Source organism: Pseudonocardia benzenivorans CB1190 (genome assembly GCF_000196675.2).
Taxonomy (GTDB): domain Bacteria; phylum Actinomycetota; class Actinomycetes; order Mycobacteriales; family Pseudonocardiaceae; genus Pseudonocardia; species Pseudonocardia benzenivorans.
In genome coordinates this window covers 3,050,620-3,063,734 of the sequence record NC_015312.1, presented here as the reverse complement: position 1 = coordinate 3,063,734, position 13,115 = coordinate 3,050,620, and the positions used below count along the sequence as shown (strand labels likewise).

Sequence of the window (13,115 nt, the reverse complement as noted above, 5' to 3'; positions counted from 1 at the left end):
CGCGACCTAGAGTCCCCGGTCGTGCCCGACACGACCTCTCCACCACCGGAGTTCGGCCGCGCGGTGGCGGCGCTGTCGTCGTACCGACCCCGGCCCGAGCTCGTCGTCCGCCCGCTCGAGGCCCCGCCGCGGCTCGCGCCCTTCTCCTGGGCGTACAGCGTCGAGGCCGACATCGGGCACCGCGGCGACGGGCTCGACGACCTCGACGAGCCCGACACCTCCGGCCGGCTGATCCTGCTGCACGACCCGGCCGGGCAGGACAAGTGGGAGGGGACCTTCCGGCTCGTGTGCTTCGTCCAGGCACGGCTGGAGCCCGAGCAGCTCGGGGACGAGATGCTCCCGGTCATCGCGTGGTCGTGGCTGACCGAGGCACTCGAGGCGGGCGGTGCCGGGCACACGGCACTGGGTGGGACGGTGACGCAGACGTCGTCGGTGCGGTTCGGTGACATCGCCGGGCCGCGGCGCGACGACGACGTCGAGATCCGGGCGTCGTGGACCCCGAACGAGGGGGCCGACACGCTCTCCCGGCACTCCGAGGCCTTCGCGACACTCGTCGCGACCGCCGCCGGGCTGCCACCGGTCGGCGTTCCGCGACTTGCGCGCCGAACGGTATAAGCGCGTGCTCACCAGCGGTTTCATGTCGGGGAGTCGATCGGTCACAGACTGTTGATCACCCGATCGGGTGTACACAGCGCGACAACGCTGTAACTTTCACCCGGAGAAGTTCGATCGGATACACGACGTTAGACCGCTTGGGGGGCTACGCTTCCTCCACGACACCTCCTCGGGCGGTCGGGCGCAACTCTCCGTCGGCCCGAGGATCTGGTGCCGGTCGGGGGGCAACGACCGACTCCAGGGAGGTAAGAACGTGGCCGTTGTGGGCCAGGGCGCACCCATGCGCAGTTCCACCGGAGCTGTGCTGTCGCCTGCCATGGTCCCGCACCCGCGGGAAGAGTTGTTCTCGGTGCTGGTGGTCGACGACCACCCGCTCCTTCGCGAGGCGATCGCAGCGCGGCTGCGGTCGATGGGGGCCGGTACGGTGCACGAGGCCGCCTCGGTGGCCGAGGCACGTGCACGGGCACAGGCGAACGGGCCGTGCGACCTCGCGATCCTCGATCTCGGTCTGCCCGACGGCAGCGGGCTCGACCTCGTGACGGAGCTGCGCGCGCTGGGCTGGAACCGGCTCGTCGTGCTGGCCTCGTCCGACGACCCGTACGCCGTCCGCTCCGCGTTCCAGGCGGGCGCCCAGGCGTATCTGCTCAAGTCGGCCTCGCCGGCCGTCGTGACCGATGGTGTGAAGCGGGTGCTCGACGGCGGCGTCTACGCCGACCCGACGGTCGCGCCGCTGCTCGCCACCGGGACGCGCGTCCCGGGCACCGACAACACCCCGCGCGAGCTCTCGGCGCGCGAGGTGGAGGTGCTGCAGCTGGTCGCGGACGGGCAGTCGAACAAGGAGATCGGTGAGGCCCTCAGCCTGTCGGCGCTGACCGTCAAGAGCCACCTGTCGCGGATCGGCCGCAAGCTCGGTACGGGTGACCGGGCCCAGATGGTGGCGCTGGCGATGCGTGCGGGAGTCATCCGCTGACGACGAACCAACCGAGCGCTCCCCCGCGTCACGGGGCGGACGGCACGACCGACGGGCCAGGTCGACCCGACGGACCGGTGCCGCTGCTGCGCCCTGCCGACGGCCTGCCCGACGTGGTGGCCGACGCCGGGGCGTTGGAGCGCACGGCGGCGGCGTTCGCGGCAGGTTCCGGCCCGGTCGCGGTCGACGCCGAGCGCGCGTCCGGCTTCCGCTACTCCCAGCGGGCATACCTGGTGCAGCTGCGCCGGGCGGGCGCGGGATCGGCGCTGATCGACCCGATCCCGCTGGGTTCCGACCTCTCGGCGCTGTCCCCGGCGCTGACGGGGCCGGAATGGGTGCTGCACGCCGCGTCGCAGGATCTCCCGTGCCTGGCCGAGGTCGGGCTCGCCCCGACCTCGCTGTTCGACACCGAGCTCGCCGGCCGGCTGGCCGGGCTCCCCCGCGTCGGGCTCGGGCCGATGGTCGAACAGCTGCTCGGGCTCGCTCTGGAGAAGGGTCACGGCGCCGCCGACTGGTCCCGGCGGCCGCTGCCCGAGGACTGGCTCGTCTACGCCGCGCTCGACGTCGAGGTGCTCATCGAGCTGCGCGACCTGCTCGCCGGGATGCTCGCCGAGCAGGGCAAGTCGGAGTTCGCCGCGCAGGAGTTCGAGGCCGTCCGCACCGCCGCCGCGCCCGCGCCCCGCGCGGAGCCGTGGCGGCGGACCTCGGGCATCCACAAGGTGCGCAAGCCGCGTGCGCTCGCAGTCGTCCGCGCGCTGTGGGAGGCCCGCGACAAGCTGGCCGCCGAACGCGACATCGCTCCCGGCCGGGTCCTGCCCGACGCCGCGATCGTCGACGCCGCCGTCAACGCACCCGCCACACCGGGCGCGCTGGCGGCGATGCCGGTGTTCCGCGGGCGCTCGCAGCGGCGGCTCACGTCGTACTGGTTCGCCGCGCTGGAGCGGGCCGCCCAATTGCCTGCCGAGGAGCTCCCGCGCGCTACGGTGCCCGGTGACGGTCCGCCGCCGGTCGCGCGATGGTCCGACCGCGACCCCGACGCGGCCGCTCGGCTCTCCGCCGCCCGCAGCGCGTTGGCCGACCTCGCCGAGAAGTGGTCGATCCCGGTGGAGAACCTGCTGCTGCCGGATCTGCTGCGCCGGCTGTGCTGGACCCCGCCCGCCGACGGTGACGTCGCCGCCGCGCTGGCTGCCGGCGGGGCCCGGCCGTGGCAGATCGCCCTGACGGCACCACTGCTGGAGAAGGCCGTCGCCGCGAAGGCGTGACACTCGGCGTGCCGGCCCTCGCACGGACGCTCAGTGTCCGCCCCCCGGCGTGTGGGGGATCCGAACGGTCACCGCGAGCCCGCCGCCGGGCACCGCATCGCCGCGGACGCTGCCCCCGTGCGCCAGCACGACGGCCCGCACGATCGACAGGCCCAGCCCCGCACCCCCGGCGTCGCCGGTGCGGTCGCGCGGGCCGCGGCGGAAGGGCTCGAACAGCTCGGCCACCCGCTCCGGGGCGATGACGTCGCCACCCGAGGCCACCCGCAGCTCCGCCCCGCCCGCGACGGGCCCCGTGCAGACCTCCACCCAACCGCCGGACACGTTGTGCCGCACCGCGTTCTCGAGCAGGTTGCCCGCGACCCGGCCGAGCAGGACCGGATCCCCCGCGGCGGGCGCGGGCGCCGCCGACACCGACATCCGCAGCCCGCGCGCCGCCGCCGCGCCCGACACGGCCGCCACGCTCGACGCGGCCAGCTCGGCCAGGTCGACCGGACGGGCGTCGAGATGTCCGACGGCCTGGGTGCGCGCGAGCAGCAACAGCGCGCCCACGAGCTCGTCGGCGCGGCGGGTGGCGTCGCGGACCACCTCCGCCATGCGGCGCAGCTCGTCGAGGTCCGCGTCGGGGTCGGCCAACGTCACGTCGACCTCCGTGCGCAGCACGGCCAACGGCGTGCGCAGCTCGTGGCTCGCATTGGCGACGAACCGGCGCTGGGCGTCGAACGCCGCCTGCAGCCGGTCGAGCATCGCGTCGAACACCGCGGCCAGCTCGGCGACCTCGCCGCGGGCGTCGCGCAACGCGATCCGTTCGTCGAGCGACTCGGCCGAGAGCCGCCGCGCCGTCGCCGTCACCGCGTGCAGCGGCGCGAGCACCCGGCCCACCAGCACCCACGACACGACGGCCGCCGCGACCACGACCAGCGGGAACGCGATCAGCCCGGCCCGCAGCACCTCCGCACGCGCCGCGGCGCCCACCGCCTGGCCGACCTGCTCGGCGGGCACCTCCACGCCGTCGACGCGTACCGTGCCGCCCTCCGGGAACGCGGGCACCGACGACTGGGCGACCCCGCCGACGAGCCACCAGCCCAGCCACAGCAGCAGCGCACTGACCAGCGCGACGAGCACCGTCGCGAGGACCGTCAGCCGCGGCCGCAGGCCCGGCCCCGGCCGCCGCCCGGGGGTCCCCCGGCCGCCGGGAGGTCGCGCCGCGGCCACCCTCGCCCCGGTCAGCCCGCCGCCGGGACCCGGTAGCCGGCGCCGACGACGGTCTCGATGACCCCCGGCTCCCCCAGCTTCTTGCGCAGCGTCATGACGGTGACGCGCACGGTCGTCGTGAACGGGTCGGCGTTCTCGTCCCACACCCGTTCCAGCAGCTCCTCGCTGGACACGACGGCCCCGCGCGCGCCCATCAGCACCTCGAGGACCCCGAACTCCTTGCGGGTCAGCTCGACGACCTGCTCGGCCCGGCGCACCGTCCGCCGCGCCGGGTCGAGCGCGACGTCACCGGCGACCAGCAACGGCGGCGTCGCGGGCGTCGCCCGCCGGCCGAGCGCCCGGATCCGGGCGACCAGCTCGGGGAAGTCGAACGGCTTGGCCAGGTAGTCGTCGGCGCCGCGGGACAGCCCGTCGACCTTGTCGGCCAGCGACCCGCTGGCGGTGAGCATCAGGACCCGCGTCGGCGCGGCGGAGGCGACGATCTCGTCGCACAGCTCGTCGCCCGACATGCCGGGCAGGTCCCGGTCGAGGACGACGACGTCGTACCGGGTGACCGACGTCTTCTCCTGGCCCTCCAGCCCGTCGTAGGCGAGGTCGACGGCCAGGCCCTCCCGGCGCAGCCCGCGGGCCACGGCGTCGGCCAGGGCCCGCTCGTCCTCGACGATCAGCACGCGCATCAGCGCGCCCGGTCCTCGGAACCGCCGGACGGCGCGTCGTCGCGGGTGGTACCGGGCTCGAGGACGCCGTCGTCGACCGCGCCCTGCACGACGCGGCACCCCGGCAGCGCCGAGGCCCACTCGGTGACCCTGCGGGCCACGTCCTGGACGGTGAGACCCGCGGCGACGAGCACGTCGGACCGGCTGCCGTGGTCGAGGAACTGCTGTGGCAGCGCGAGGTCGCGGCTCGGGACGTCGACCTCGCGCGACCGCAGGAGGTCCGAGAGCGCCGAGCCGAAGCCGCCGTGGCGGCCCGCGTCGCTGACGGTCACGACGAGCTGGTGCGCCGCCGCGAGCTCGACGAGCGCCTCGGGTACCGGCAGCACCCAGCGCGGGTCGACGACCGTGACGCCGATGCCCTGGTGCGACAGCCGCTCCGCGGCGGCCACGCCCAGCTCGGCGAAGGCGCCCACGCAGACCATCAGCACCGTCGGCGCGTCGGCGCCCGCGGCCGGTTCGGCCAGCACGTCGACGGTCCCGATGCCGTCAGCACCGGCGGCGGTCCCGATGCCGTCGGCACCGCCGATCGGGCCGCCGATCCGCCGGACGGCCGGGACCGACTCGACGACCGCGCCCTTGGGGAAGCGCAGGGCCGTCGGGCCGTCGTCGACCGCGACGGCCTCGGCCAGCTCCTCGCGCAGCGTCGCCGCGTCGCGCGGCGCGGCCACCCGGATCCCCGGGACGACGCCCAGCAGCGACAGATCCCACATCCCGTTGTGCGACGGACCGTCGCTGCCGGTGACGCCCGCCCGGTCGAGCACCAGGGTCACGGCGTGCCGGTGCAGCGCGACGTCGAGCAGGAGCTGGTCGAACGCGCGGTTGAGGAACGTCGAGTACAGCGCGACGACGGGGTGCAGCCCGCCGTGGGCGAGCCCCGCCGCCGAGGTCAGCGCGTGCTGCTCGGCGATGCCGACGTCGATGCAGCGCTCGGGGTAGGCCTCCGCGAAGGCCGCGAGACCCACCGGGCCCAGCATCGCCGCCGTGATGGCGACGACGTCGGGGCGTCGCGCACCCAGCGCCACCATCTCCTCGGAGAAGACGCTGGTCCAGCCCGCGGTCTTGGGCCCGGTCGGACGGCCGGTCGCCGGGTCGAACGCCGCGGGACTGTGCATCTGCTCGGCCGCGTCGTTCTCCGCGGGCAGGTACCCGTTGCCCTTGCGGGTCACCGCGTGCACGATCACCGGCCCGCCGAAGCGCCGGGCCCGGCGCAGCGCGGACTCCATCGCGGCGACGTCGTGGCCGTCGATGGGGCCGAAGTACTTGATGCCCAGGTCGGCGAACAGCTCCTGCGGGCTGATCGCGTCCTTCACGCCGGCCTTGAGCGCGTGCAGACCCGCGTAGATCGCCGGTCCGACGACGGGCGTGCCGCGCAGCGCGTGCTTGCCCGCGTCGAGGACCCGCTCGTAGCCGGGCTGCAGCCGCAGCGACGCGAGACGGTCGGCCAGGCCGCCGATCGTGGGGGCGTAGGAGCGGCCGTTGTCGTTGACCACGACGACGACGTTGCGGTCCGGCGCCGCGGCGATGTTGTTCAGCGCCTCCCAGGCCATCCCGCCGGTGAGGGCCCCGTCGCCGATGACGGCGACGACGTGCCGGTTCTCCCCGTTCAGCGCGTAGGCGCGGGCCAGCCCGTCGGCCCAGGACAGCGACGTCGACGCGTGGCTGTTCTCCACGACGTCGTGCTCGCTCTCGCCGCGGTTGGGGTAGCCCGAGAGCCCGCCGGTCATCTTCAGCCGGTCCCAGCCGTCGTGCCGCCCGGTGAGCAGCTTGTGGACGTAGGCCTGGTGGCCGGTGTCCCAGATCAGGGTGTCGCGTGGCGAGTCGAACACCCGGTGCAGGGCGATGGTCAGCTCGATGACGCCCAGGTTGGGTCCCAGGTGCCCCCCGGTGCGGGCCACCGCGGCGACCAGGAAACGACGGATCTCCGCCACGAGCTCGGCCAGCTGGTCCGGACCGAGTCCACGAAGATCGCGAGGGCCGTGGATGGAACGCAACAGGCTCACGCCCCCCACCTTACGGTCGCGGGGGATCATCCGACCGCCACGGTGCGGCGCGTGCCGGACTCACTCGGCGAACGGCCCCCCGGCCCGCGCCGAGGGGCGCGCGGCGACCGGGTCAGGAGCGGGCACGGGCGCGGCCGCGTCGTCGGTGGACCGCCGGGCCTGCGGCACGACCGGCCCCGAGGCGATGCGGACCGTGTTGCGCCCGGCGTCCTTGGCCGCGTACAGCGACTCGTCGGCCACCGCGAGGACCTTCTCCAGCTCCTCGCCGTCCTCCGGGAACATCGCGGCGCCGATGGAGATGCTCAGGCCGTCGACGACGACGGGCCCCGCGGCGGCCGGCACCGGAACGCCCAGGCCCGCGACGCGGGCGCGGATACGCTCGGCGACGGCCAGCACCTCGCGACGACCGGCACCGCCCGCCGTCAGGTCGGTCAGCAGGACGACGAACTCCTCCCCGCCGAAGCGGGCGACGAGGTCGTGCTGGCGGACCTCGGCACGCAGCTCGGCGGCGACGGCGGCCAGCACCGCGTCGCCGACCAGATGGCCGTGCGTGTCGTTGACCGACTTGAAGTGGTCGAGATCGGCGATCAGCACCGCCGCGCCGCGGGACCGGTCCGCGCGCTCCAGCCGTCGGGCCGCCGCCGACCGCCAGGCCGCGGTGTTGAGCAGGCCCGTCTTCTGGTCGGTGGTGGCCGCCTCCTCCAGCTGACGCACCTGCACCGCGCGCTGCAGCACCAGCAACGGCGCGAGCGCGAGGGCGGCCGTCCACCGGTCCGCCGTCAGCACCAGTGCCACCATTGCGCCGAGGCACAGGGTGGCCAGCTCGAGCACGTGGTCGTCGAGGCCGCCGAGCAGGGTGCGCGGCTCCCCGAGGCCTTCGCCGAGGGCCACCGCGCCCACGACGAGCATGTTGTTCACGACGAGGTACACCAGCGCGGCCAGCGCGATCCAGCCGAGTGCGGGCAGCTCGTGGGCGGCGGCACCCGCGGCGCGCGCGGCGAGGACGACGGCGTGCGCCGCCACGGCGGCCAGCACGACCGTCGCGGTGGTGTAGACGAGCCGGTAGAGCGGCACCCGGGCCGGCTTCCACACCCGCAGCCACAGGTGCGCGTAGAGGACGACGACCACTCCCGTCGCGACCGCGGCGGGCAGCAGCAGGGCGGCGGCGAAGGTCCAGACCGAACTGAGGTCGAAGTACGCCGTGGCGGTCACCCGCCGCCGGATCCGCTCGATGCCGGTGGCCGCTTCGATGTGGGCCATCCCCAGCAGCAGGATCCAGCCGCCGAGCGCGAGATCGGCACCCGTGGGGGGCCCCGAGGAGAGCGTGGCCACCGCGAGGCCGATCGCGACCGCCTCCACCGCCACAACGAGGAGGCGGACCCGCGCCGGCTCCGACCAGAAGCTCCAGCGAGCCGTCGATCCGAACACGATCGAGCCTCCCCCCGGCCTCCCCGACCCTCGACGAGGTTCGAGATTAGTGAGCCGGAGAACAACTGTCAGTCGGCAGTCGGTCACTCAACGGGGTGGATTCGGCCGCAGTCCGTGACCAAGGGTCACCCGGACGTCGGACGGTGCACGCAGGGTCAGCTCGCGGCCGGCGGCTCGGCCTCGTCGAGCTCGGAGACCCGCGCCGTCCGGTCGCCCCGGTCGCCGCGGGCGTGGGCACCGAGCCGCACGACGTTGCGGCCGGAGCGCTTGGCGGCGTAGAGCGCCGAGTCGGCCGTCTCGAGCAGCCGGGTCAGGTCGGAGCCGTCGGTCGGGAACGCGGCGCCCCCGATCGACACCGTGAGCCCGGTGATCGTGAGCGGCCCGTCGGGCGTCGGCATCTCGACCGCCATGCCCTCGACGCGGCGGCGGATGCGGTCGGCGACCAGCCGCAGCTCCGCGACCCCGTAGTCGCTGTCGTCGACACCGGGCAGCAGCACGACGAACTCCTCGCCGCCGAACCGGCCGACCAGGTCGTTCTCGCGGACCTCGCTGCGCAGCGTCTCGGCCACCGCGGAGAGCACCTTGTCGCCGGCGAGGTGGCCGTGCCGGTCGTTGACCGACTTGAAGTGGTCGAGGTCGAGGATCAGCAGCGACGCGGCGCCGCCCTGCCGGACGGCCCGGGAGACCTCGCGCTGGGCGTGGGCGTGCCACGCCGCGGCGTTGAGCAGCCCCGTCTTGCCGTCGGTGCTCGCGGCCTCCTCCAGCTGGCGGACCAGGACGGCCCGGTGCAGCACCAGCAGTGCCGGCAGCACGAACACCACGAGCCACGGGTTGAACGCCAGCACGACCGCGGTGAGGCCGCCCAGGCACAGCGTCGCGACCTCGAGCGCGTTCTCGTCCCAGTGGCCCAGGACCATCACGACGGTCGGCTTCGGCGAGCTCACCGCGATCGCGCCCGCGATCAGCCCGCTGTTGATCGTCGTGTACGCCAGCAGGGCGAGGACCAGCGCGAACGGACCGGCGCCCGCGCCCAGTCCGACGTCGCGGGCGTGCGGGACGACATGGCTCACGATCGCGCCCGCCGCCTGGCACGCCAGCACGACCGTCGCGGTGCTGAAGACCTGCCGGTAGACCGGCACCCGAGGCCGCCACGCCCGCCACCACAGGTGCGTGAACACCACGACGGCCACGACCGCGGCCAGCAGCGGCGGCAGCAGGACCGCCCCGGCGAACGTCCAGACCGAACTCAGGTCGACGTGCGGCGTCTCGGTGACGCGGCGGCGGACCCGCTCGGCCCTGACCGCGATCTCGGTGTGCGCGACGCCGAGCAGGGTCAGCGTGAGTGCGTCGATCAACGACCGGGTGGTGATTCCGGGGGCGGTGACGTGGGTGAGCAACAGGCCCAGCGCGGTCAGCTCGACGAGAAACACAGGCAGGATCACCCGAGAGGGCACGCTCCACACGGCCCACCGAGTAATTTTCCAGGGGCCGGGAATTGCTCCTTCCGGAGCACCCCCTGCACCCGCTTTGCTAGCCATTCGTACTCTCAGTCATCCGGACGTCACCGGTCGTGAGAATAGTTGATCCACTCGACGGGTGTCATCGGCGGTGAGCCCAACGGCACATGAGAACGTGCGCGGGGTCACCGAGGGTGGCCGCCGACCCGACGAATGCGAGAGGAGGTGCGCGGTGCGTAACAAGAGCTGGCACTGACGCCCTCGCTCCGGGACGCCTGTTGCACGCCCCGTCCGCCCCGCCACCACGGCGGGCCACGGCCGACGACGTGCGCCGACGAGACCACCCGGACGTACCAACGACGAGGGTCGACCCATTTCCGAGCTTCTCGGCGCTTCTCCGGAATTCCGCTCCGAAGCCGGTTCACGAGTCGACGCACTGCTCCGGATCGGCGAACGCCGCCGTTTTGGCGATCGCATTCCGTGATCAAGAAGGGAATGAGTGCATGCGCACCGACCGCCCCTGCATTTCGCCGGGCCGGCCTGCCGTGTCCGCGCCGTCCTCCGGAGCCGCCCGCACTTGCACAACCGCAACACCACGCGCAGTCACCTCCCCCGTCACTTCCGGAGCCCACATATCCACATCGAACGGAGCAGCACGTGCGCAACAAGAGCTGGTGAGAACCACCCGATCCGACCGCCCTCCAGGAAGGACGTCGCCGTGCGCAACAAGAGCTGGTGACCCGAGCCGCCCAGCCGTCCGCCCACCGAACAGGAGTGCCCGTGCGCAACAAGAGCTGGTGACCGCCCTGACCGCTGACCGACGACCCGGAAGGAGTGCCCGGTGCGCAACAAGTCCTGGTGAGGCACCCGCACACACCACCCGCGACCGAGAGGACGCCCCGTGCGCAACAAGAGCTGGTGACCACCGCCCGACCAGCCGCCGACGGAAGGAGCACGCAGGTGCGCAACAAGAGCTGGTGACCCGCCCCGCCACCCCGCAGGCCCAGGACCCGAGGAGGAGCCCGTGAGCAACAAGAGCTGGTGACGACCGAGGCCACCGCCCGACGACCCGGAAGGAGCACGCAGATGCGCAACAAGTCCTGGTGAGACGCCCACGAAACGCCACCCACGACCGAGAGGACGCCCCGTGCGCAACAAGAGCTGGTGACCACCGAGACCACCCGCCCCACGACCCGGAAGGAGCACGCAGATGCGCAACAAGTCCTGGTGAGACGCCCACGAAACGCCACCCACGACCGAGAGGACGCCCCGTGCGCAACAAGAGCTGGTGACCACCGAGGCCACCCGCCCCACGACCCGGAAGGAGCACGCAGATGCGCAACAAGTCCTGGTGAGACGCCCACGAAACGCCACCCACGACCGAGAGGACGCCCCGTGCGCAACAAGAGCTGGTGACCCGCCCGACCACCCCGCAGGCCCAGGACCCGAGGAGGAGCCCGTGAGCAACAAGAGCTGGTGACCACCGCCCGACCACCCGCCGACGGAAGGAGCACGCAGGTGCGCAACAAGAGCTGGTGACCGACCCCGAACAGGCCCGATCCGAGAGGAGCGCGACGTGCGCAACAAGAGCTGGTGAGCAACGCCCGCCCGACCCGCCGACCCACGAGAGGAGCCCGCAGATGCGCAACAAGTCCTGGTGACCCACCCGAGCAGACCCGTCCGAAAGGAGCGCGACGTGCGCAACAAGTCCTGGTGACCGTCCCGACCGCCGACCCGCGACCCGAAGGAGCTCCGGTGAGCAACAAGTCCTGGTGAACACGCCCCACACGACCCACGACCGAGAGGACGCCCCGTGCGCAACAAGTCCTGGTGAACCCCGTCGCGAAAGTCCGCTCCGGACGACCGACCCCGACCCCGCCCCGAACCACCGCGCCCCGAACCGAGGAGTGACCGTGCGGAACAAGAGCTGGTGACGTGCCGATCCCGACCCTTCCCCCGACGGCGTCCGTGAGGGCCCGTCCCGACGGCCCGACCGGACCGGAGACCGAACCTCCGGACGACCGGACGCCGGACCGGCCCGCTCCCCCGGCGGGCACGACCACCGGACGCCCCGTCAGCCCCCCACCCGGGCCGACCGCCACGCGACGGCCCCACCCACCGCGAGAACGGTCCCGACGGCACCCGCGATCGCGACCGTCATCGCGGGCCCGGTGTGGTCGGCGAGCACACCGCCGAGGAACACCGTCACCCCCTGGGCCGCGAGCAGGCACGACGCCGCGACGCCGACGACGCTGCCGCGCCGGGCGTCGGGGGTGGCCCGCACGAACAGCGCCTGCGCCTGGACCATGAACGCGGTGGACAGGGCGCCGGAGACGACCCACAGGGCGACCGACGCCCACAGCCCCGGTTGGGAGACGCAGGCGATCAGCGGGAAGCCGGCGAGCACGGCGAGCACACCGATCAGCCGGGAGCGCAGCCGCGCCGGGACCAGCCGTTGGAACGCGAAGGCCCCGATCACGCTGCCCGCGGGGTCGGCGGCCATGAGCAGGCCGGTGCCGAAGGGGCTGTTGCCCAGCGCCGACGCGTACGGCGCGGCGATCGCCTCCGGGACGACGTAGACGCTGACCAGCAGCACCAGGCCCAGCAGCGTGCGCCGCGCGGGATCGGCGAGGATCTCGCGGATCGCGGTGATGCCGTCGTGCACCACGGAGCGGGGTCCGGTGCCGTCGTCGGCGGGCGGGACCGGAGCGGGCCGCGACGCGACGCCCAGTCGCAGTACGACCCCCGAGATCAGGAAGCTCACGGCGTTGAGCAGCAGCGCCGTGCGCGGGGGCACCGCGACGAGCAGCGCACCACCACCCGCGAAGGCCGCGAGCTGGACCGCCTGCGCGGTGATCTGGCGGACCGCGAGGCCCCGTTCGTACCGTTCGCCGGGAAGCACGAGCGGCAGCAGGGCGGCCTGGGCCGCGCTGTGCACCGACGACAGCAGCACGACGACGACCAGCACCCCGCAGAGCGCGCCCAACGGCAGCCACGGCACCGCCATGAGGACGACCAGCCCGGCGCGCAGGAGGTCGACCAGCACCATGAGCTCGCGCCTGCGGTAGCGGTCGGCGAGGCCGGCCAGAAGGATGCCGCCGAGCATCGCGGGCAGGAAGGTCAGGGCGTAGACCAGGGCGGACAGTCCCGCCGACGAGGTCTGCGCGTAGACGAGGACGGCGAGCGCGAGCCGCGCGAGCTGGTCGCCGACGGCGGAGACGAGCTCGGCGCCCCACAGGCTGCGGAACTCACGTACCGCGAAGACGGAGCGAGCGTGTCTTCCCGAGGGGGCGGCCTCGGGATCGTCGCCGGCCTGCGGGAGTGCCGCGGCGTCGAGTGGCCGGCGGGCGTCCCCGCCGTCAGCCCCGAGCCGACCGGTCATCGCGACGGCACTCTCCCCCCGGGTCCGGCGCCGCCATGGCGACCGGAGATCGTCGGGCACCGAGCGTATTGAC

9 protein-coding genes are annotated in these 13,115 nt (G+C 73.8%); 3 read left to right on the top strand and 6 right to left on the bottom strand.

What is annotated here, in order from left to right:
• The first annotated feature begins 21 nt into the window (after positions 1-21).
• The 3 genes from PSED_RS14575 to PSED_RS14565 all read left to right on the top strand — a co-directional run bounded on the left by PSED_RS14575 (position 22) and on the right by PSED_RS14565 (position 2,847).
• On the top strand, positions 22-615 hold the full coding sequence (locus tag PSED_RS14575) for a DUF3000 domain-containing protein (protein WP_013675017.1): 594 nt from the start codon (positions 22-24) through the stop codon (positions 613-615).
• A gap of 316 nt (positions 616-931) precedes the next feature.
• The gene (locus tag PSED_RS14570) at positions 932-1,585 is read left to right on the top strand and encodes a response regulator (RefSeq protein ID WP_147109596.1); all 654 of its coding nucleotides are present in this window, start codon (positions 932-934) and stop codon (positions 1,583-1,585) included.
• A gap of 77 nt (positions 1,586-1,662) precedes the next feature.
• The gene (locus PSED_RS14565; protein WP_013675015.1) at positions 1,663-2,847 is read left to right on the top strand and encodes an HRDC domain-containing protein; all 1,185 of its coding nucleotides are present in this window, start codon (positions 1,663-1,665) and stop codon (positions 2,845-2,847) included.
• A 30-nt stretch (positions 2,848-2,877) separates the two neighbouring features.
• Here PSED_RS14565 and PSED_RS14560 read toward each other — a convergent pair whose 3' ends face one another.
• From PSED_RS14560 to PSED_RS14535, 6 genes are all read right to left on the bottom strand, one after another.
• Positions 2,878-4,059 (bottom strand): sensor histidine kinase, encoded by a 1,182-nt coding sequence (locus tag PSED_RS14560; protein ID WP_013675014.1) that lies wholly within the window; start codon positions 4,057-4,059, stop codon positions 2,878-2,880.
• A gap of 11 nt (positions 4,060-4,070) precedes the next feature.
• Positions 4,071-4,736 (bottom strand): response regulator transcription factor, encoded by a 666-nt coding sequence (locus PSED_RS14555; protein WP_013675013.1) that lies wholly within the window; start codon positions 4,734-4,736, stop codon positions 4,071-4,073.
• Positions 4,736-6,775: a 1-deoxy-D-xylulose-5-phosphate synthase gene (dxs, locus tag PSED_RS14550; protein WP_041759674.1), complete on the bottom strand. Its 2,040-nt coding sequence runs from the start codon at positions 6,773-6,775 to the stop codon at positions 4,736-4,738. Before dxs ends, PSED_RS14555 begins: the two co-directional genes overlap by 1 nt.
• A 60-nt stretch (positions 6,776-6,835) precedes the next feature.
• Positions 6,836-8,203, bottom strand: coding sequence for a GGDEF domain-containing protein (locus PSED_RS14545; protein ID WP_013675011.1), 1,368 nt, complete (start codon positions 8,201-8,203; stop codon positions 6,836-6,838).
• Positions 8,204-8,358: 155 nt separating this feature from the next.
• Positions 8,359-9,645 carry a GGDEF domain-containing protein gene (locus tag PSED_RS14540; RefSeq protein WP_049803408.1) on the bottom strand — a complete coding sequence of 429 codons (1,287 nt, stop codon included), beginning with the start codon at positions 9,643-9,645 and terminating at the stop codon, positions 8,359-8,361.
• A 2,089-nt stretch (positions 9,646-11,734) separates the two neighbouring features.
• A complete protein-coding gene (locus PSED_RS14535) occupies positions 11,735-13,042 on the bottom strand; it encodes an MFS transporter (RefSeq protein ID WP_013675008.1) in 1,308 nt (435 codons plus the stop codon).
• Between the last annotated feature and the right edge of the window lie 73 nt (positions 13,043-13,115).

Coding starts and splice junctions, on each gene's coding strand:
- PSED_RS14570 (WP_147109596.1), top strand. CDS start 932: ATGGTCCCGCACCCGCGGGAAGAGTTGTTCTCGGTGCTGGTGGTCGAC.
- PSED_RS14535 (WP_013675008.1), bottom strand. CDS start 13,042: ATGACCGGTCGGCTCGGGGCTGACGGCGGGGACGCCCGCCGGCCACTC.
- PSED_RS14555 (WP_013675013.1), bottom strand. CDS start 4,736: ATGCGCGTGCTGATCGTCGAGGACGAGCGGGCCCTGGCCGACGCCGTG.